The sequence below is a fragment of the Micromonospora sp. L32 genome (assembly GCF_052068055.1).
Lineage (GTDB): Bacteria > Actinomycetota > Actinomycetes > Mycobacteriales > Micromonosporaceae > Micromonospora > Micromonospora purpureochromogenes.
On record NZ_JBQHDD010000006.1, the window covers coordinates 518,233 to 536,765 of the forward strand.

12 protein-coding genes are annotated in these 18,533 nt (G+C 67.5%); 4 read left to right on the top strand and 8 right to left on the bottom strand.

The annotated features are described in order from the left end of the window. Positions 1-137: 137 nt before the first annotated feature. The 8 genes from ACTMTB_RS19810 to ACTMTB_RS19845 all read right to left on the bottom strand — a co-directional run bounded on the left by ACTMTB_RS19810 (position 138) and on the right by ACTMTB_RS19845 (position 10,850). On the bottom strand, positions 138-3,551 hold the full coding sequence (locus tag ACTMTB_RS19810; protein WP_441147588.1) for a tetratricopeptide repeat protein: 3,414 nt from the start codon (positions 3,549-3,551) through the stop codon (positions 138-140). Positions 3,552-3,594: 43 nt separating this feature from the next. Beyond that, positions 3,595-4,062 (bottom strand): hypothetical protein, encoded by a 468-nt coding sequence (locus ACTMTB_RS19815; RefSeq protein WP_441147590.1) that lies wholly within the window; start codon positions 4,060-4,062, stop codon positions 3,595-3,597. A gap of 1,442 nt (positions 4,063-5,504) precedes the next feature. Beyond that, positions 5,505-5,984, bottom strand: coding sequence for a transposase domain-containing protein (locus ACTMTB_RS19820; RefSeq protein WP_441147592.1), 480 nt, complete (start codon positions 5,982-5,984; stop codon positions 5,505-5,507). 123 nt (positions 5,985-6,107) lie between these two features. Continuing rightward, entirely contained in the window at positions 6,108-6,833 is a 726-nt protein-coding gene (locus tag ACTMTB_RS19825; protein ID WP_441147594.1) for a hypothetical protein, read from the bottom strand. A gap of 154 nt (positions 6,834-6,987) precedes the next feature. Beyond that, positions 6,988-8,451 carry a tyrosine-type recombinase/integrase gene (locus ACTMTB_RS19830; RefSeq protein ID WP_441147596.1) on the bottom strand — a complete coding sequence of 488 codons (1,464 nt, stop codon included), beginning with the start codon at positions 8,449-8,451 and terminating at the stop codon, positions 6,988-6,990. 122 nt (positions 8,452-8,573) lie between these two features. After that, complete coding sequence (locus ACTMTB_RS19835; RefSeq protein ID WP_441147598.1) at positions 8,574-8,885, bottom strand: helix-turn-helix domain-containing protein; 312 nt, start codon at positions 8,883-8,885, stop codon at positions 8,574-8,576. Positions 8,886-8,938: 53 nt separating this feature from the next. Next, positions 8,939-9,961 carry a TRM11 family SAM-dependent methyltransferase gene (locus tag ACTMTB_RS19840; RefSeq protein WP_441147600.1) on the bottom strand — a complete coding sequence of 341 codons (1,023 nt, stop codon included), beginning with the start codon at positions 9,959-9,961 and terminating at the stop codon, positions 8,939-8,941. Continuing rightward, positions 9,954-10,850, bottom strand: a complete 897-nt coding sequence (locus ACTMTB_RS19845; RefSeq protein WP_441147602.1) for a hypothetical protein — start codon at positions 10,848-10,850, stop codon at positions 9,954-9,956. The genes ACTMTB_RS19840 and ACTMTB_RS19845 overlap by 8 nt, the downstream gene beginning before the upstream one ends. Before the next feature lie 795 nt (positions 10,851-11,645). On the opposite strand from ACTMTB_RS19845, the gene ACTMTB_RS19850 reads away from it, so the two are divergent. The 4 genes from ACTMTB_RS19850 to ACTMTB_RS19865 all read left to right on the top strand — a co-directional run bounded on the left by ACTMTB_RS19850 (position 11,646) and on the right by ACTMTB_RS19865 (position 18,080). Further along, positions 11,646-12,515 carry a hypothetical protein gene (locus ACTMTB_RS19850; protein WP_441147604.1) on the top strand — a complete coding sequence of 290 codons (870 nt, stop codon included), beginning with the start codon at positions 11,646-11,648 and terminating at the stop codon, positions 12,513-12,515. 404 nt (positions 12,516-12,919) lie between these two features. After that, positions 12,920-13,597, top strand: a complete 678-nt coding sequence (locus ACTMTB_RS19855) for a TRADD-N-associated membrane domain-containing protein (RefSeq protein WP_441147606.1) — start codon at positions 12,920-12,922, stop codon at positions 13,595-13,597. A gap of 39 nt (positions 13,598-13,636) precedes the next feature. Continuing rightward, positions 13,637-15,280 carry a tetratricopeptide repeat protein gene (locus ACTMTB_RS19860; protein WP_441147608.1) on the top strand — a complete coding sequence of 548 codons (1,644 nt, stop codon included), beginning with the start codon at positions 13,637-13,639 and terminating at the stop codon, positions 15,278-15,280. 1 nt (position 15,281) lies between these two features. Then, positions 15,282-18,080: a CHAT domain-containing protein gene (locus ACTMTB_RS19865; protein WP_441147609.1), complete on the top strand. Its 2,799-nt coding sequence runs from the start codon at positions 15,282-15,284 to the stop codon at positions 18,078-18,080. The last annotated feature ends 453 nt before the right edge of the window (positions 18,081-18,533 follow it).

Consider the following 18,533-nt stretch of genomic DNA (forward strand, 5'->3'; position numbering starts at 1 on the left):
CCTCTCTGGGCCCGTTCTGTCGATCACCGAAGCCAGATGACGGCGGCGATTAGGCCGGTTGAGCGGGCGGCGCAGGCCTCCACTGACCCGGGGCAGGCACCGGTGGTATGCCGCCCGAGACGGTTGCCGATGGCCGGTCAGGTGACTGAACGGCGCAGCACGGCGTGTATCTCGTCGCGCGTCCGGTCCATGTCCCGGAGCAGAACGTCGGACCGGCCCGGTTGCCAGTGCCCCGGCCTGCGGAGGGGAGCGCTGGCTTCGCGGAGGGCCGAGAGGGCCGCGGCGAGGTTCATGTCAACCTTCAGGCAGTGGCCGGCGTACACCCATGCGGCGGTGGCGAAGCCGAGCCGGTGCAGCTCCGGATCCTTTGCGGCGAGCTGGCGGTAGATCTTCACCGCTTCGTCGCCGGGCGCCATCGCGCGGGCGGGGTGCGGCGTGGCGGCGAGTAGGACGCCGAGATTGTTGAGTGCGTTCGCGAGTTCGGGCAGGTGGGCGGACGGATCCGCGCGGGCGAGCCGGCGGCGCAGCTCGACGGCCTCGGACGCCGGCTCAATCGAGGCCTCGAGGTCACCGAGTTCGCGCAGCCGCATGGCGAGGTTCATCAACGATTTCGCCAGGTCGGGGAGGTAGCGTCCGGGGTTGGCGTCGGCCAGTTGCCGGCGCATGGAGATGGCCTCCTGGATGAGGGGCAGCGCAGCCTCGGACATGCCGAGCTCCGCCGTTGTCACGCTCAGGTTGTTCAGCGCGGTGGCCAACCTCGGCAGATGGACGACCGGATTCGTGGTTACGCACCGGCGATAGATCTGGACGGCTTCGCGCGCCGAATCCAGCGCCTCCCGTCGTTGGCCCAGTTTTCCGTGCCAGATGCTCAGGTTCGTCAATGACGCCGCGACGTCGGGCAGGTGAAGCTCAGGATCGGTGTCGGCGAGGGTTCGGCGGACGGCCAATGCCTCGCGGGTAGCGGTCAGCGCCTCCTCCTGGCGGCCGACGGCGGACAGTCTGGTGCCGAGGTTGTTGAGCACTTGCGCGAAGCCCGATCGGTAGACGTCCGGACTAGATCGCATCAGCGACCGGTAAATCTTCAGTGCCTCTTCGGTGGCCGCCAGCGCCGCCGCGTGCTGCCGGTCGGTGGCTAGCCGCAGAGCATGGCCATTGAGCTCGCTCGCGAGGTGCGGCAGGTTGGCGGCGGGAAGCGCCCGGGCCAACCTGCGGCGGATGCTGACCGACTCCTCGCTCGCCGCGAGCGCCTCATGTGGTTGTCCGAGGTCGGCGTGCCGATGCGCGAGGTTTCGGAGCATGCCCGCCAGTTCCGGCTGGTATGCCGCGTTGAGTCGAGCCGCAGTCCGGTAGGTCGCTACCGCCTCTATGGTGACGGTCAGAGCCTCCTGATCCCGGCCGGATTCGTGAAGGCTGACCCCGAGGTTGCCGAGCGCCGCCGCCAAGGCGGGCCGGTGCATATCCGGGTTCGTCTGTGTCAGCTGAAGGTAAAGGTCAACGGCCTCCTGGCCGACGCTCAGGGCCTCCGGCGCGCAGCCGAGGTCGGACAGCAGCATGCCCAGGTTGTTCAGGGACAGCGCCAGATCGGCGGTCTGACCGCCGGGATTGTCGCGGGTCAGGCGGCGTTTGATGTCGACCGCCTCCCTGAGCGGGGGCAGTGCGTCCCGATGGCGACCGACTTCCGACAGGTACGAGGCGAGATTCCCGAGCGTGCCCGCGAGCTCCGCAAGAGCTGTCGCCGTCCCGGCCGTGGCGAGGTGCCGTCGGATGGCCGCCGCCTCCTCCGTGGCGGTCAGGGCGTCCGCGTACCGGCCCACCTCGGCGAACCGCACACCCAGCGCGTGCAGGGACACCGCCAGGGTCGAACGGTGCGCCGGCTTCTCAGCGGCCAGCGCACGGCGCACGGCTACCGACTCTAGCGCCGGCCCGAGCGCCTCCTGGTGGCGGCCGACGCTGCCCAGCGACCACGAGAGGGAGAACAGTAGTCGGGCCCGGACCGCTGCGTCGGACTCCACGGCGAGTCGGTGCGTGGCAAGGCGGATGACTATCGCCGCGGCGCCGACGTCGAGGTCCATGCTGCGGTCGGCGGGAAGGTGACGCTCCACGGCTTCTAGCGCCTCGACGTCGATGTCCCCGATCGCCGCCAACGCCTCCAGTGCGGCGCTACCGGCGGACACGAAGCAGGCCGGGTCGCTGCGGGCGATCGGGTACAGGTAGCCGTGCGCGAGGTGGGGCCAACGGTCAGCGGCGGAGGCGAGGAACGTTATTGCCCTGGGCGCATGAGCGGAGGCAGTCTGCCCTCCGCTGCCCACGATGTCTGTGGCGACCGTCGCTGCCCATGCCTGCGCGGGATAGTCCGCGTCGTGCCCGGGCATTGTCAGCGCCAGGAAGTCCTCGGCCAGGCGGTCGGGGTACAGCGGCTCGAGAACGGTGCGTCGGCCATCGTCTGTGGGCGGGTAGCACACGGCGTGGTCCCGCAGCGCCTGCTGCAGCGGGGCCGGTAGGCGCAGTTGGTGCAGCACCGAGGTGCCGACGTCCGGTGTAACGGCGCCGGTCAGGGCGGCTGCGAAGACCACCTGGTTCATCAACCGGGGCGGTGTGCGGATCGCTGGCTGCCCGTCGAGCCTATGCGTCGGGTCCCCGTAGAGGTTGGCCCAGTGCAGATGCTCGCGGTCGAGCAGGTAGACGGTCAGTCCGGCCAAGTCCCGAGGCGCCCTGCGGCCGTGCACGTGGGCATCGACGGCGACCAGCGCCACGATGTGTATCGCGAGCGTCAGCCCCAGGTCCGGCGAGTCGAGCGGCGCGGAGGGCTGGATGACCTCCGGCCGGTCGACGGCATACAGGCGGGCGAAGGACCGGCGCGCTACCGCGAACATCCGCGGCCGGTCTTCGCCGTCGGGCGGCAGGTCGGCCAGTGGCTGGCTCGACGTGTCAGCCTGCAACTGGACGAGCGAGGCCCGGATCTCCGGCCATGCATCGGGCGTGCGCGCGAGCAGGAGAACCCGGGTCGGCACGTCGGCTTGGTGCAGGAGCCCGTTGCTGAGCAGCCACTTCAGGTGGGACGTAGGCCAGCGGTCGGCGTACTCCACGACGAGCAGCACGCCGGTGTGGTCGCCGACAACGAGGTCCTGGCTGCCGGGCGGCGGCAGCACCATACCTGGCCCGTGCTCGGCGACCACCACCTTCCAACCTGCGGCGACCGACGCGGCGGCGAGGTGCTCGGCGAGTCGGGTCTTGCCCGCTCCGCCGTACCCGTGCAGCCACCGCACCGCCAGGCGCGGATCGCTGTCCCGCCACCGCTGCAGATCGGCGAGCTCGTCCTGCCGCCCAGTGAACTCGACGACACCGAACCGGGCATTGAGCATACGGCTCGGGAGGGCACGCAACCACGCCTGCTCGACGTCCGGAGCCGACCGCCAAGCGCGCAGGACGTAGACCGGGACACCGTCACCGAAGACGTGGATGTCCGCACCGATCACCCCGTACGCGAAGCCGCCGGTGGCGGTGACGTTCTGGCGAGGGGGTTCGGGCCGGTCGTGGCGGGTGGGCGTCATGTCCGGTGGCCCGGCTGCTGGCCCCGGCACCTGACGGGAACGTTCACAGCGGCGACCGGTCGCTGTCCTCGTTCCGGCCGTCGCGCACCGGCACCGGGTGATTGACGACGTTGCCGAACATCACGCCTTGTGCGAAAGAACCGGGTGCGGCGGCGGTGATGTGCTGCACCCCTTGCTGCTGCACCGGAGGCAGCCGAGTCTGCACTTCCTCGAGCAGCACCAGCATCGGCTCAGCATCCTCGGGACGTTCTTCCAGCAGGTCAGACAGGCGCACCTGCCAGGTCGCTAGCGCCTGTTGACGTACCTCCTCGCGCTGGTCCGCCGGCGCATCGACCACCTCGTCGGCCAACGCGTCCAAGCGTCTGCCAGCTACCTCCTCGGCATGCGGATCACCACGACCCAACAAGCGGGCAAAGCCGGACCGCGCCGACCGCCACGCATCGGTAGCGGCCGCCGCAACCAGTGTGGTCGCCGCCGATGTCGCCAACTGCACCGCCAGACCCGCGTCCAACCCGACCTCCCCACACGCGCTGACACGCCTTGACTACCGGAGGGTCACCATTCCGGTCAACACAACTGGGCCGGAGTTGGCCGTCCGTCCCGATGATCGGGCTGCCCGGGTAGGGCGACCGCCACTTAAGCTAGTCGCGGGAACGGCGCCGAATGTGGTGGGACCCCGACCAGCAAAGGGCCGCCTCCTCAACGAGAGCGAGCGCTCTGTACATGGGCTCGAGCCTGGTGGCCGCGAGCCAGGACATGGGCTGGGCTGCGGCCGGACTTCTCCACCGCCGGTTCCTCGGGTGGTGACTCAGCCCGCTCATAGGCCGACACAGACAGCCCCGTCGCCGCAGCCGTGGATCAAAGCATCCATCACCTATGTGACTTCGCCAGAGCTATCGGTGCCTGCAACGAACCTCTATCTTGAGGTCAAAGGCCGGCTAGGCCTTAGGAGGTTGCAATGCCCGGAGAGTACTTCACCCCGCCACCTGGGTACGACCCCTACCAGCACGACGGACTGCGGCACACCATTGAACAACTGGGCCGTGATGGCTTTCCGCCAGCGCCACACGGCATGCCGCTGGACCAGCACCTAACGCAGGTTCACGAGGACCAGGAGCTGCGTGATCGGCAGATGCGCGACAGGCTGGAGCAACAGAGGGCTGCTCTCTACATGCGGGACGAACAGGAGCGGCCGTTGCTGACGAGCCAGAACGCGTCGCAACCGCAGGCCGACATCTCGGCTGACCAAAGTCCCCTCACGATCAAGCAACAGGAGCTGCTCGACCGACTGACGCAGGAAGTCAAAAGGCTGCAGGAGCGGCAAACGCAGGAAGTTCTAGAGCTGTACGAGCAGTCCATCGAGCTGTATGAACGGCAAGCTCAGGAGACTCTGCAGCAACACGAGCGGCAAATGCGAGAAATATTGGAGCTCTTGAAACCCGAGCTGGAAGGATCCGAATATGGAGAACCTTCCCGGGGAGGAGATCGCGGAGACACCCAAGCAGGAGCGGAAGGAAGCTCGCAGTCGCCTGCAGCCCCGAGGAATCCTCAGGCGGAAGGATCTCGCACCACGGAACCTTCCCGAGGGGCAGATTGCAAAGACAACAAGGCAGGAGCGGAAAAGGGCTCGCACCCCCCACCACCCCACACCACCCCAAACCAGATCCCTGTGGGCCGCGCCACTGTTCCAGCTGACGCGCCCGCGCCGAAATTTACACGTGCGCCTGGGATAACGCCTCCTTCAGATCGGGTCGGTACAAGTCAACACGACGCCGAGCGTCCACAATCGAAAATTGCGCGGCCATCCAGAGACGGCGGGCATGTTTGGCGCGGGTTCGATGCTGTCGGGAGTCCTTTCGTTACCGGTCACCCGCCTCGGGTGGGGACGCTCGTCGCGAAGGCCCGTGCTAACGCATCCGCTCGGGCACACCAGCGATCGCTTTGGTGGTTGGCCTACCTTATGATTGCCGTTACCGTAGTCGTCGGCGTGCTGGTCGCCGTTGTGTAGGCCAGAATTCCTGGGTGGAGGCTTTCACAAGTTGCCGATCCGCTGATACGACCGGCCAGCGGCACGCACGCCCGCTCGAACAGCAGCTTCACCGGTTCGGCCCCCAGCCGCTGGCGCGCCTGCGTGATCGCCGAAGCGGTCGGTACCTGCCAGTCATCGGCCCACGAGCCGAGCTTGCGCAGGTCACCGACCAGCCATCGCATCACCTCGTCGTAGGACTCGGCGAAGAACAGCCCCATCGCGATCACGTAACGGATCATCACGTGCGCGGGCAGCCGCCGGCTGCGCTTCTCCCGCCGCCCGGTCCGGTTGAGGACCTCTTCAAGCACGTCACGATCGAACCGGGCCGACAACACACTCAGCCCAACATGGTCAGTCAACCGACCCCACGGCCGCGGCGGCGACTCCACCCCAAACGACGCCACACCCGGGCACCGTGCCAGCCAACCACCGTCCCGTCAGCACACCACGCTGGCCTCAACAGATGCCCTATCTGAACGGAATTGCGCCTTGAAGCGGCACCCATTTCTGACCTGTATCTGGCTCCCCTACTCAGAAGCCGGTCCGGCTTGCCGGCGACGCAGCGTGCGGATCCATCCCTGGGCGGTGTGTCGGGGCACGTTGTAGTGGTCGGCGACGGCAGTCGCACTTCCGGCTTGCTGGTAGACCGCTTCGAGATCGGCCGGTGAGCGCCGGTACACCCGCCCCTCGCCTCCGGAGGACCCGCCTTTCGCGGTCCGCTTCGTGGCCTTCGCCGCCGTAGTCGTGGCCTTGGCGCCCGCTGCGGTCTTCGGCTTGCCCGCTCGGCTGCGGGTCGCGCCAGCGCCCGACGCCCGGCTGGCCTTTCTCGCCTCGCTTGCCCTGGTGGCCGGTGACGCCTGCTTGGGCACCACGACGTCTACCTCACCAGCTTCCGCAGGATTACTCGTAGTCAGCTCATCCGCACCCAGGGTGGAGGCGTTGGCCTGGACCGCCGTCCGCTCGGCGGCGGGCTCACCGTCGTCAACGGACATACCGCCGGCGGCGGGCGCCTCGTCGGGTACGGCGGTGGGGGGCGTGGCTATCGCCTGCCGCTGACCGGCGGCGGGCGCGATCGCCCTCAAGAGCAGGTCCAAGTCGACCGCGGGGATCTGGCCCGCGGTCAGCCCGTCCCCCTGTCCGGCGCGTACCACCAGTTCGGTGATGCGCGGGGTGGTGTCGTTTACCTCGACCTTCAGGGTTGTGGTCGCTCGGCTGGGATCGTCTGCGGCGATTGTGATGGTGTAGGAACTCATCGAATCATGGCCTCCAATGTGGATACCGGTTTTCGCCTCATGGAAGACGTCCGGCAACGCGGCGGGAACTTCACCTGTTCACCGATTGGTGTTGGTGAAGAAAGTACCGCAGGCCCCTGAGCTGATATTTCAACCCATCACCCAGGTCGGTCGCTCAGGCGGTACGGCGCCGCTTGTTCTTGATCCGGTCGGCGACGGCGGTTGCGGCTTCGTGGTGCAGCCGCTTGACGACGCTTTGGTAGGTGTCGCGGGTGAGTGTGGTGGTGGAGTGGCCGAGTTGGTCGGAGACGACTTTGATGTCGATGCCGGCGTCGAGGGCGAGGGTGGCGGCGCCGTGGCGCAGGTCGTGTAGGCGGATGGGTGGCAGCCCGGCTTGTTTGACGAGGCGGCGGAAGCGTTGGGTGACCGCGCTCGGGTGCCATGGGTTGCCGTCGGGCCGGACGAAGAACAGTCCGGTGTCGGGCCAGTCTTTTCCGGCGGCGAGGCGCCAGGCGGCGCGGCGGGCTTTGTAGGCGGTGAGGACTGCGACGGTGTCGGGGTCGAGGGTGACCTCGCGGTTGCCGGCGTTGCTCTTGGGCCGTTTTTGGTGGGTTTCGTAGCCGTGGGTGGCGATCTGGTTGACGATGCTGACCTCGCCTTTGGCGAGGCGGACTTCGGCGTCGAGGAGGCCGCATGCTTCGCCGCGGCGGGGTCCGCGGTAGGCCATGAGGTGCAGTAGGGGGTGCAGGTCGGGGGCGTGGTCGGCGGCGTAGTCCAGGAACTGGATGAGGAGGTCGTCGGTCCAGACCATGACAGGGCCGGGGACCTTACCGGTGGCCTTCCACCGGTCGACGCGTTCCGGTTCCCACACGATCGGTTTGGCCCGAGCGTTGGGGGTCTTGACGAGGGTGGCGGGGTTCGTGACGCCGCTGACCACTTCTCGGGCGAGGGCGTCGTTGAATGCCTTGCGCAGGGTGGCGCGGATGCGGGCGATGGTGGCGGGTCCGGTGGGTCGCACTCCTCGGACGCTGGCGCGGGTGTCGGGGTCGGGGCTGGCTTTCGCGGTGGCGATGTCGGCGTTGCGTTGTTTGATCTTGTCGATGAGGTCTTCGATGTGGTGGGGGCGCAGTTTGTCCAGGACGACGTCGCCGATGTGTGGGATGAGGTGCACGCGGACGTGGGATTCGTAGCCGCGTCGGGTGTTGTCGTCGACGGTGATGCGTTGCAGCCAGGTGGTCAGCCAGTCGGCGAGGGTGGGCACGCCGACCAGTGGGGTGTCGGTGCGGAGCCGGTTGCGGACGGTGTCGAGGTCGGGCAGGGTGCCGCCGGCGCGGAGGGTGGCTTGGAGCAGGTCGCCGATCTCGATGCGGCGGCGGCGGTTGCGGCCGGCGAGGTCGAGCAACTGTCGGGCGCGGTCGAGTTCGTCGGCGGCTTGTGTGTGGGTGTCGAAGCCGGTGGGGCGTAGCTGTCGGCGGCGGCCCTCGGCGGTGGGTGGAAGTTCCAGTTGGTAGGCCCAGTGACCGTGGTCGGGGTTCCAGGACCGGTTGGCGCGTCGGAGTTTCGGGCAGTGGTTGCCCAGCGGTTTGCGGGTGCGCGGGTCGCGGCATCCGCAGCGTTTGAAGATCGATCCGTGCGACATGGGTGGGTTCTCCGGGTGGGTTGGGCTGGTGGCTGCCGGGGCAGCGGTTTTGTCGATCGACATGCACGCTCGACTGCCCGCGACGATCAAGTCGTCGCGGGCAGTCAGTGCGCGGTAGGGATCTACGGTGCGGGTGGGTGCGGGTCGTCGCCGTCGGGTGCTGCCGGGGTGGCGTTGAGGTGCAGGGCGGCGAGGAGACCGGCGACGGGGATCCGGTACTGGTGGCCGGCCTGGATGACCGGGACGGGGAAGGTTCCAGCGCGGGCGAGGCGGTAGGCGGTGTTGCGGGACAGTCCGAGGATCTGTCCGGCGGTGACGACGTCGGTGGTCACGCCCAGCGCGCGGACGTCGTCCTCGGTCCATCGCGGTGTGGCCGCGGCTTTGGCTGGTGTGGCGGTGTATGAGGGGGTGCGGGTGCGTCGCCGGTCGCTCATGACGCGGCACCATTCGTGGCGACCTGATGAGCCATGCTTGTTCGCAAGGGCCCTCAACCCTCCTGCCCCACGTCCTTGGTGGCCACCTGGCAGGACGAGCCCGCGGGACCGACGGGTTCTTGCGCGCACGAGGCTTCCCCGGAACTGGCGGAGGCGGGCACCTTGCTGAAGATCAGGACGTCTTCGTGGGTGATCAGGTGCAGTGGGGTGCCGGCGGTGCGGGCTTTGCGGACGGCCTGGAGTTGGAAGAACGACGGCCGGGCGACGAGGCGCCCGTCGCGGACCGCGGCGAGCAGCGCGACGCAGCGTTCGGTCGGTGTCAGGCCGGCGCGCACGCCGGCGGCGATGACGGCGGAGGGCAGGTCGACGAGTTGGCTGTTCTTGCGCCAGGGGCGGGCGGTGACCACGACGGTGCCGCCGGCGCGTAGCAGGGTCGCGCAGCCGCTGAGGATCTGTTCGAAGCCGTCGGTGAGGCCGGTGAGGTCGCGGTAGGCGAGGTTTCCTTTGTCGGTGCCGTCGTTGTAGGCATTGTCGAACTTCGCCACCCCGTCAGCGCCGGGCCGGACGAGGCCGTGAACGGTGGGCCCGTAGGGCGGTGAGGTGACCACCAGGGCGACCTGCCCGGTCAGAGCGGCAGGAAGTAGGGACCGCAGCCGGGTGGCGTCGCCGCGGATCACCGAGGCCCGGCCGGTAGCGCCATGGTCGTGGGCGTGGGTGATGTTGGCATCCGCGATGTCGGACCAGCGGGACTCGTACTCCACCCCGATGGCGTCACGGCCGGCGTGGACGGCCTCAACGAGGGTGGTGCCGATCCCACACATCGGGTCCAGCACCAGGTCCCCGGGCTGGGTGTAGGCGTGCACGGCGTGCGCGGCGATCGCCGGGAGCATCCGGGCGGGGTGCTTGACCGACTCCGGCACGTACCGGCCGCGGCGCTGCACCGGGCCGGTGCGTTGGGCGGTCGCCCACACCGACAGCCCGTCGGGGTCCGGCGCGGTTCGATGGGGATGCAGGCATCCGGGTGGGCTGGGGTGGCACCGGTTCTGCTCCGGGTGGACGTGCTCGTGCTCAGTCATGGTTGCCGCCTTCCTGCCGGCGCGGGCGCCGCGGCTGGTCGGGCTGCTGGCTGAACACGAGCAGGTCGGCGTGTACCCGCAGGTGCGCCACCGACCACTGCTGCTCGCCGGCCTGCTGGGCGAGGGTGAGCAGTTCCTCGTCGGTGACGTGGTAGACGAAGGCGTCGCCGTCGGTGTCGGCGGCGACGGCGACGATGTGCTGCAGGTAGCCCAGGCCGGCAGCTGCGGCGGCGGTGGCCACCGGGGTGAAGTCCTCCGGCCCGACCATGCTGGCCGGCACGGTGACGACGAGGACGAGGCAGCCGCCGGGGCGCAGCAGGCGCGCGCACGCGGCCAGCAGCCACGCCAGCCGGACCCGGTTGGTCGCGTCGGCCGCGTCCAGGGGCCAGCAGGCCACGACCAGGCTGGTCGCCTCCGCCAGCGACGTGCGACCGGGGTAGGTGGTGGCCTCGTCTGCGGGCAGGTCGGGGTCGGTGAGATCGTCGCCGAACCACGTGCGCATGTCTGGCAGGTCGCCGCTGCTGTCGTCGGGCATGGCGGCGGGGTCGGGGCGGGTCGGTGGGGTGGCCGGTCCGATGATCAGGCTGGACGCGTCGGTGAACCAGCCCGGGTGGTGTCGACGTGCGCCGGCCGCGCAGACGGCGGTCAGGGCGTGGTCTCCGGTGAGGTCGACGACGGCCTCGCCGGGGCGGCTGTAGGCGGCGACGAGCCGGTAGGCCAGTCGGGCGCCGATGGTGCGGCCGGCGTCGGCCGGGCCGCGGGCGGTGCGCCACACGGTGACCGGCACGGGCGGGTCGCCGGCGACAAGGTCGATCAGGGTCGGGTCGACGTCGTGCGGGTCGACGGGCTGGGCAGGGTCCGGATGGTGCTGCGGCGTGTGCTCGCTCATCTGGATGTGGGCTCCGCGCCGCGCCGTGATGCGCTGACACCCCTCAAACCGGCATTTGTCAGCTCTGGCGGACACCCCTCGGCCTGACAGAGGTCTGACAGCACCACCGTGCCGGCCCCGCCCGCAGGCGCTGCGATGCGGTCAGACCGACGCCCCGGGGCCATCGTCGCCGCTCATCGTGACGGAAGGTGCCGGGCATCCCCGCCCGGCGCAACGACGGATGCCGACGACGTTGGTGCGTGGACCGCGCTGTCAGACCGGCGCGGCGTCGCGCCAGGGCCCGTGTGTCAGGTCTGGCGCGGTCAGGCAGTGTTGTCGATGACAGCGCCGCGACGTCGTGTCATCCGGCGGTGCCGCTGTCAGATCGCGGTTCGCCGCCGGGAGTGCCGCCGTGACAGACACCGGGCCGCCGTCAGGTGGCGGCGTCTGACAGCGGCAGGCTTGTCAGACACCGCCGTGGCGTCACGGCGGGGTTGTCATACCGCTGTCAGACCCGTCTGACGGGCGCGGCCGGGCTGTCAGATCCGCCGGCGCGGCTGGTGTGACCACCGGGCTGGGTGGTGTCAACGCGCAGGTCAAGGCCAGCTTGTTAGCCCGCTGTCAGAGTCGGCGCCGGTGGCCGCCTTTGTCTGTCAGGTCGGCGCGTCGGCGGGCGGACACGGTGTCATCGGGGCGTTGGCCTGGGATGTCAGAGGTCTGCGAGGTCGCCGTGGCGCAATCGATGTCTTCCGCGCCGGGGGGTGGCACCACCTCGGCGCGTCATCGACGATCTTCTTCTACAAGGAGTGTGTGGACATGACCCTGTCCAACCCGGACTGGCCCGACTCGCCGCTGGACGCCGTCGACGCCGCTTTCGCGGCGCTGACCACCGGCCCCGACCCGATGACACTCGACCTGGACACCCTCGGCCCTGACACCGGCTTGCCGGGCGGGGTCATGACACTCCCTGCGCTGCGGGATTGGCTGCTGCGCCATCCCCGCGCCTACACCGCGCGTGACGCGGTGTGGCGGGAGCTGGTCCGCCGCGCCCGCCTAGACGGACCGTCCTGGGTCATCGCGGCGGTGGCGATGGCGATGCCCGCGCTACGCCGCCACGCCGGCCGACTGCACGCCGGTTGGTCCGGTGACGCCGCCGACCTCGACGCGGAGATCCTCACCGGTTTCCTCACCGCTCTGCGCGACCGCGTCGACCTGGCCAAGCCTGCCCCGCACGCGGCGCTGTGCATGGCCGGCTGGCGGGCCGGACACGAACTGCTGCGCCGCACGGGCACCGCGGTGCCGGTCGAGCACGTGGAGCACCTCAACGGCCCCCGCATCCCGCACGTCCCCTATGGCCACCCCGACCTGCTCGTTCGCCGTGCCGCCCGCCTCGGCCTGCTCGAGCACACCGACCTGGACCCCTACATCGACCTGCGGCTCGGGCAGCGGGCGATCGAGCCCATCGCCGCGCGTCTGGGCATCACCGTCGACGCGCTACGCAAGCGGATGAACGGCATCGACGAACGCCTCGCCGACGCCCTGGCCAAGGGACTGCTCACCAGCGTCGTGTCCCCCAAGACCCGCGAGTACCTGCAGAACCAGTCACTGCACCGCATTCGCACCCGCACCGGCCGCGTCACCACCCGGCCCAGGCGAACGGCGTCCCCGGCAGCCACCGCCGCATGACCTGCACAACATCCGTAAGGCGGGGTCCGACCATGACCGTCGGACCCCGCCACTGCTGTCACTGTCGGCGTACGAGCCAACGTGCCCAGCCAGGTACAGCTGAACATGCACAGCGTCCGTCGTGACGTTCCGTGACGAATCAGATGCGCCATCGGCATGGCGATGCATGCGCTTTTGCCGAATACAACGCACCCGATCTTGCCTGCTTGAGCGGTGGCCTGCCGCACTGGTAACAGCAGGTTTCGTGGCGGGTCGCCAAGGTTGGGCTGCGACAATAGAGCCCGGCCAGGACTTCTGGCCACATCAAGGCTAGCCGCCGCGACACTCGGCATTGTCGGAGCTGCTTGCAGGCCCATCCGAATGGACCTTTTGAACTCGTGTCTGATCGCGTACCGTAACGTTTCATGACTCAGCGTGATGTTGCGTCACCTCAGGCGGGGCAGCCCGCGCTCGGCCTCATGGTACTGCTCATCCCGACACTCGGTCGTTTGTCGTCGAGCGAACTGCAGGCCGCGCTCTGGGAGCCGGCGAAGCGCATCCTGGACAGTGGAGTTGGTACACGGTCATCCCCTGGCCAGGGCGAGTTGTCGCCTGATTCCCGGAAGCTACCGCAGGCCGAGGCCGAACCGCATGGGCGCCTTACGGCTCTGCTGGAGTCGGTCCGAGGAGGGCTGACGGAGGGCGATGAACGGGCGCTTAGCAAGCAAATCGTCACTAGCGCGGAAGGGATCGCCGAGAACATCCGCACCGAGCGGATCAGGCAGGCTCGAGCATCCTTCAATGCCGCGCTCTCGCTGGCGATCGTCGGTGTGCTGCTCGTCTTCGCAGGCGTTGGTCTGGTGTTGACCGACGTGGTGACCGCTGGAGTGCTTGCCTCGATAGCGAGCGCTGTCACGGAGTCTGCGGCGTTGCTGCTATTCCGGCTGAACAAGCAGGCGAATGATCGTCTCGACAGAGTTAATGCCGACCTGGCGCGTCTCAGCCGCTTCCGTCTGACGATGAACCTTGTGGATAGCATCTCGGACGCCCGCTCTCGAGACCGGGCGGTAGCGCAGGCGCTTCGGTCGCTCAATTCGCCCTGAACACACGGCAGGTTGGCCTGCGAAGGGAGGCGTGTCACGATGTTTATCCTGACGTCGGTCGATTTTACCGACTTCCTAGCCAAGGCACAGAAGCGGTACATCGTCAATCCTCTCGAGTACTTCGCCGCGCGGGTACGGACCTTGCCACCGCTCCAGACATCGGGCGGCCTGTTTGTGATGGCTATGACGCTGTCCTCCTTTTTGCACGACGAGGATCTGCCTGCCGAGTACGTGGACGACTTCTTCGGGGTGCTGCACGGATACAGCGTCGAGGAGCAGGTGCCCGCTGCGGTCAACGTGTACTGGCTGCTTGCTGCCCTGCAGCCGAACCCCCGGGTGCAGAACGTAATCGATCGGTGGCAAGATGAGGGCCTTTACACCCGACTTGAAAACCTCGCGAGAAGACATCACGACTCGCTGAGTGCGCTGCTGGCGACCGACCCGGAGCTGCGATCGACCGTCCGGACGGAACACCCCATGTACCTGCCGCCCAGCATGGCCAATGAACGGGCTCCGATCATCATCGGTCGCCAGGAGCAGGACCAGATTGCGAGAGCTGCTGAGCAGATGGACCGTGGCTTAACCGCCGAGAGCAACGGCGACTTCGACGCGGCCCGAGCCTTCTACGAGTCGGCGGTCGAGCTGAATCCGCGAGATCGTGAGATGGCTTTCGCACGTGCCCAGGTCTACCTGCGTCTCGGCGACCCAGAGCGGTCGGCGCAGTTGCTCGAAGAGCTTTGCGCGAAGGCGCCCCGGTCGGCCAAATTCCAATCGGCGCTCGGCTCCGCCCTAGCCTCAGCGCACCGACCCGAGGAAGCCCTTGCGGCACTGGACCGGGCGCTCGATCTGGAACCGGGCAGGCCGAAGGCGGTGGCGAACAAGGCAACGGTCCTGAACCAGCTCAACCGCCATGCTGAGGCTGCGGAGCTGCTGCTCGGCGCGTTCGATGGCGAACCGTCGTTCATGCCCGATCCGGAGTTGATCGCCGGATTGAGCCTGACCATGATGAAGTCCATCGTAGCGGTGACGAGGTCGCCCGCCCCAGAGCTCGCGGATCGGCTTGCGACGTATCTCTGCCGTCTCAACCCCCGCGATCCGCTGGCGTGGGAAGTGCGCGCGGATGCTGCGGCCCGTTGCGGCCGCCCGGACGATGCGCTCTCGCATTATCGTGTCGCGCTGGACCTCGACCCGAAGCGTGCCTCGTCGGCACGTGCCTGTTTGTCGTTGGCATCGGCAGGTGCACAGCGTGAGGGCGTGGTTGCCGCCGTCCGCGGCTACCTAGCGGCAGTGCCGCAGGACGGGCATATCTGGAATGACCTGGGTTACCTGCTAACACAGCTGAATGACATCGCTGGCGCCGTCGAGTGCTATCGCCAGGCAGCCCATCACGAACCGGCCGATGCGTTGCATTGGATGAATCTGGGCGGAATCCTATTGCAAGCACACCAGAGTGAGGAGTCCACGCGGGAGGGCCTGACTTATCTCGCTCGAGCGCTCCAGCTTCGACCGGATCACCTGCCTGCCCGATTCAATCGAGCCGCCGGTCTGTTCCTGCTAGGGGAGTTCCGCGGCGCGGCGGAAGAGTTCGCCGCAGTACTGCGGGCCGACCCCGACTTTCCCCAGGCGGCCGATCTTCTGGTCGCGTGCCGACAGGCGCTTGCCGGCAAAGCGGAGCTCGACTGACATGACCGGCGCCGAAAACTCCTTGCAAGCAGCCGCACCTGGCGGAATTGATCAACAACTCGATGTCCTCGCGGGACAACTCGAGGCCGTGAGGTACCACCCGGTGGCCCTGATGCGGCTTCGCGATCACTTAATGGAGTTGCGCAGAAAGCGCGTAGCGGTGAGCAGCGAAGCCCGCACGAGACTGTTGCGACTGATCGCGGAAGCATCGACCCGAACCGGGGCGCACGCTGCCGCGTATGAGGCACTCGCCGAAGTCTTCGGCATCGCAGACCTAGTGGACTCGGAGATTCGTGACAGCGCCCGGTTGGCACTGGCGAGTGCGGCGCTCGGCGCGGGACGGCATGAGGACGCCCTTTCCCTTCTAGCGAAAAGCCGGCTCCCAACCGAGGGGACTGCGGGCGTCACCCTGGCCGCGTCCGAGATCCTCATTGCAATGGATCGTCGGACCGAAGCTCTGCGAAGCCTGCGGGCGCTGGCTGAGCGCAACGAGCCGCCCAGTGTCGCGCTTGCCGCCGCGCTGCACAAGCTCGGCATCGCTCTCGATGAGAGCGGACAGAGTGAGGAGGCGCTCTCGTTGTTCGACCGCGCGCTTCATATTCTGGACGGCAGGCATGCCCACTGGCGGGCGAGCCTGGACAACAGCCGGAGCGTTGCCCTTCTGAAGCTCGGCCGGATCGACGAGGCGGCGACAGCGGCAGACGACGCGATCGTTTGGGCACGCGCTGCCGGGAGCGCCGATGACCTGGCAGCTGCCTTATTGAGCCGCGCAAATGCCTGTAGCGCGGGCGGGCAAATGGAACTTGCATTGCAGTTCTACCACCATGGGCTCGTCGCCCTGGGTTCATCCACGTCGCGCCACAGCGAGGTCGTGCTGTTGAGCAACATCGCAATGTGCTACATAAGTCTCGGGCAGCCGCTGCTGTACATGAAATACCTCACCTGGGCGCTCGACGTCGCCGAGGAAGTGGGTGATCGGCGCGCGAAGGCTCTGGCCTTGTGCAACCTGGCTTCGATGTGGGATCCCTACGAGTCACGCGTCATGCTGACAGAGGCGTACGCCATTTACCTGAAACTCGGCGATCGGGCAGGTCAAGTCGCGGCGTTGCACCAACTGGCCGCAGCGGCGGAGAAACTTGGGTATGCCGACGACGCATTGGATCACGCGCTCGAAGCACTGACGGTTGCTCGTGATGTCGGGGATCCTCAACTTCTCACCGTCTGCCACGGCCAGGTGGGAACGCTACTCAAGGACCGAGGTGACGTGCAGCAGGCGTGGGAGGCGTTTGATCAGTCACTGATGTGGTCCGAGAAACTTCGCCGGGAGACGAACGTGGCGGCGGTGCGGTTGCATCTGACCGATGGTGTCGATGCCTTTGTAGCCAATGCCGTCGACCTAGCCGTCACCGAGGCGGAGCGACACGAAGGTGGCGACCGGCAGCGTTGGTTGTCCCGCCTGTTCGCGGTACTCGAGCGAGCACGCGCACGAGTCCTTGTTGACCAAATGCGGTCCGGCTCCACCATCGCGCTCGAGTCTTTATCGCCTGACGTACGCGACACACTTCGCGCGATGATCCAGCAGGTACGTTCGCTGCGCGATATCGTCGCTACGCTTGACCCCACAAAGGATGAAAACGCCAGGAAGGAAGTCTCGAGGAAACTCGAACGCTCACGCCGCCAATTGACGGGCATGCAGGCGTACCTGGAGCAGTCGAATCCCCGGTTCGGTGCACTCGAATCGACCGAACCGGTGGAGGTCAATTGGCTGGCTTCCGCCGTTCCCGAGGACGTCGCCGTCATCGAGTTCGCGAACGTGGGTGGCGACCTTGCGAGCATCAGCTTTTTGGCCGGCGAGTTGCGGATCGCGCGCCATGGTGCGATGAACGAGGTTCGCGATCTTGACCGCAAGTTGCGGGATGCCTGCCTGTCGCACAGCCCGGCCTCTACGGCCGCCACGATCGCCGAGGAGCTTGGCGACCTGGTGATCCGTCCCATTCTCGAAGACCCGTCATTCGGACCCGTTCGGTACCTGCTCGTGGTGCCGGCACCGGAGGCGTTCTCCGTGCCGCTGGACGCCTATCGTTTCGATGGCACGTACCTCTTTGACCGGTTCGCAGTGTCATACCTCCCATCGGTGTCAGTCGGTCGTTATCTCAACCGTCGGGAGACCGCCGCCGGAGGTGCGTTGGTGCTAGGTGATCCTGATGGCAGCCTGCCCTACGCACGACAGGAGGCACAGGAGATCGCTGACGTGATTGATCGGTTTATGGACCGGCATCTTCTTCTCGGACCTGATGCGACGAAAGAGAATCTGCTGAGGTACGCATCCTCGTCGAATATCATTCACATTGCTTCGCATGCCGCGTTTGTGCCCGAAGCGCCCGACTTTGCACGGATAACCCTGGCTGGTGGAGACCGTGAACCGGGGCGGAACCTCGAGGTCGCGGACATCATGCGGCTGCGCCTGCGTTCGGGGACTGTGGTCCTCAGCGGTTGCAACACGGGCCTCGGCACGACCGATGCGGCAAACGAGTTCATCGGCCTCGTTCGTGCGTTCCTGTGTGCTGGGGCTTCAGCGGTAGTGGCGACCCGCTGGCCGATCAACGACAGATCGACCAGCGAGTTCATGCGCATGTTTTATCGCTACCTGATCGACGATGAAATGCACCCTGTCGACGCGTTGCGCAGCGCCCGCGTCGATCACATAAATCTCAGCGGTTACACCCATCCAGTGCATTGGGCGCCCTTTGCTATCTTCGGGACACCCCCAGGCCTGCGGGAAACTCCGCAAAGCCAGTAGTGCTTTGTCAGGTTGTCGGCGCGGGCGTGCACCTGCCGGGCGAACCGCCTGCCGCGCCGGTGTCTACTGTGGCGAGCGTTCGGCTTTGTGATGCGACTCCGCAGCAGATCGAGCGGGGGCGTCGGCGGTGGTCCAGGTCGCCGACGTATTACGGCATCGAGGGTGTTCACCGTGATGATCGCTGGCGTTCCACCTCTTGACCGGCTGCGCCCTTGGTTCGCATCGACGGTCCGGCTGGGTGGCTCGCCCGCAGTCCCCGGCCCTAAGATCATGTGCACTGATCTGCCGCCGCCTGGGCGTTCAGTGGGGAAACGCGCGGGGGATGCGTGCGCTGAGGAGCTCGTCGCGGAACGCTTGGATGCGGGTGATCACTTGCCGCCTGCCGATGGTGTTCTCGATGCGGTCGAGGTACAGGCATCGGGCGGCGAGTTTGTCGAGGTCGACGGTGAAGTA

Coding starts and splice junctions, on each gene's coding strand:
- ACTMTB_RS19845 (WP_441147602.1), bottom strand. CDS start 10,850: ATGAGCGAGCACACGCCGCAGCACCATCCGGACCCTGCCCAGCCCGTC.
- ACTMTB_RS19825 (WP_441147594.1), bottom strand. CDS start 6,833: ATGAGTTCCTACACCATCACAATCGCCGCAGACGATCCCAGCCGAGCG.
- ACTMTB_RS19850 (WP_441147604.1), top strand. CDS start 11,646: ATGACCCTGTCCAACCCGGACTGGCCCGACTCGCCGCTGGACGCCGTC.
- ACTMTB_RS19860 (WP_441147608.1), top strand. CDS start 13,637: ATGTTTATCCTGACGTCGGTCGATTTTACCGACTTCCTAGCCAAGGCA.
- ACTMTB_RS19830 (WP_441147596.1), bottom strand. CDS start 8,451: ATGTCGCACGGATCGATCTTCAAACGCTGCGGATGCCGCGACCCGCGC.
- ACTMTB_RS19865 (WP_441147609.1), top strand. CDS start 15,282: ATGACCGGCGCCGAAAACTCCTTGCAAGCAGCCGCACCTGGCGGAATT.
- ACTMTB_RS19840 (WP_441147600.1), bottom strand. CDS start 9,961: ATGACTGAGCACGAGCACGTCCACCCGGAGCAGAACCGGTGCCACCCC.
- ACTMTB_RS19810 (WP_441147588.1), bottom strand. CDS start 3,551: ATGACGCCCACCCGCCACGACCGGCCCGAACCCCCTCGCCAGAACGTC.
- ACTMTB_RS19835 (WP_441147598.1), bottom strand. CDS start 8,885: ATGAGCGACCGGCGACGCACCCGCACCCCCTCATACACCGCCACACCA.
- ACTMTB_RS19855 (WP_441147606.1), top strand. CDS start 12,920: ATGACTCAGCGTGATGTTGCGTCACCTCAGGCGGGGCAGCCCGCGCTC.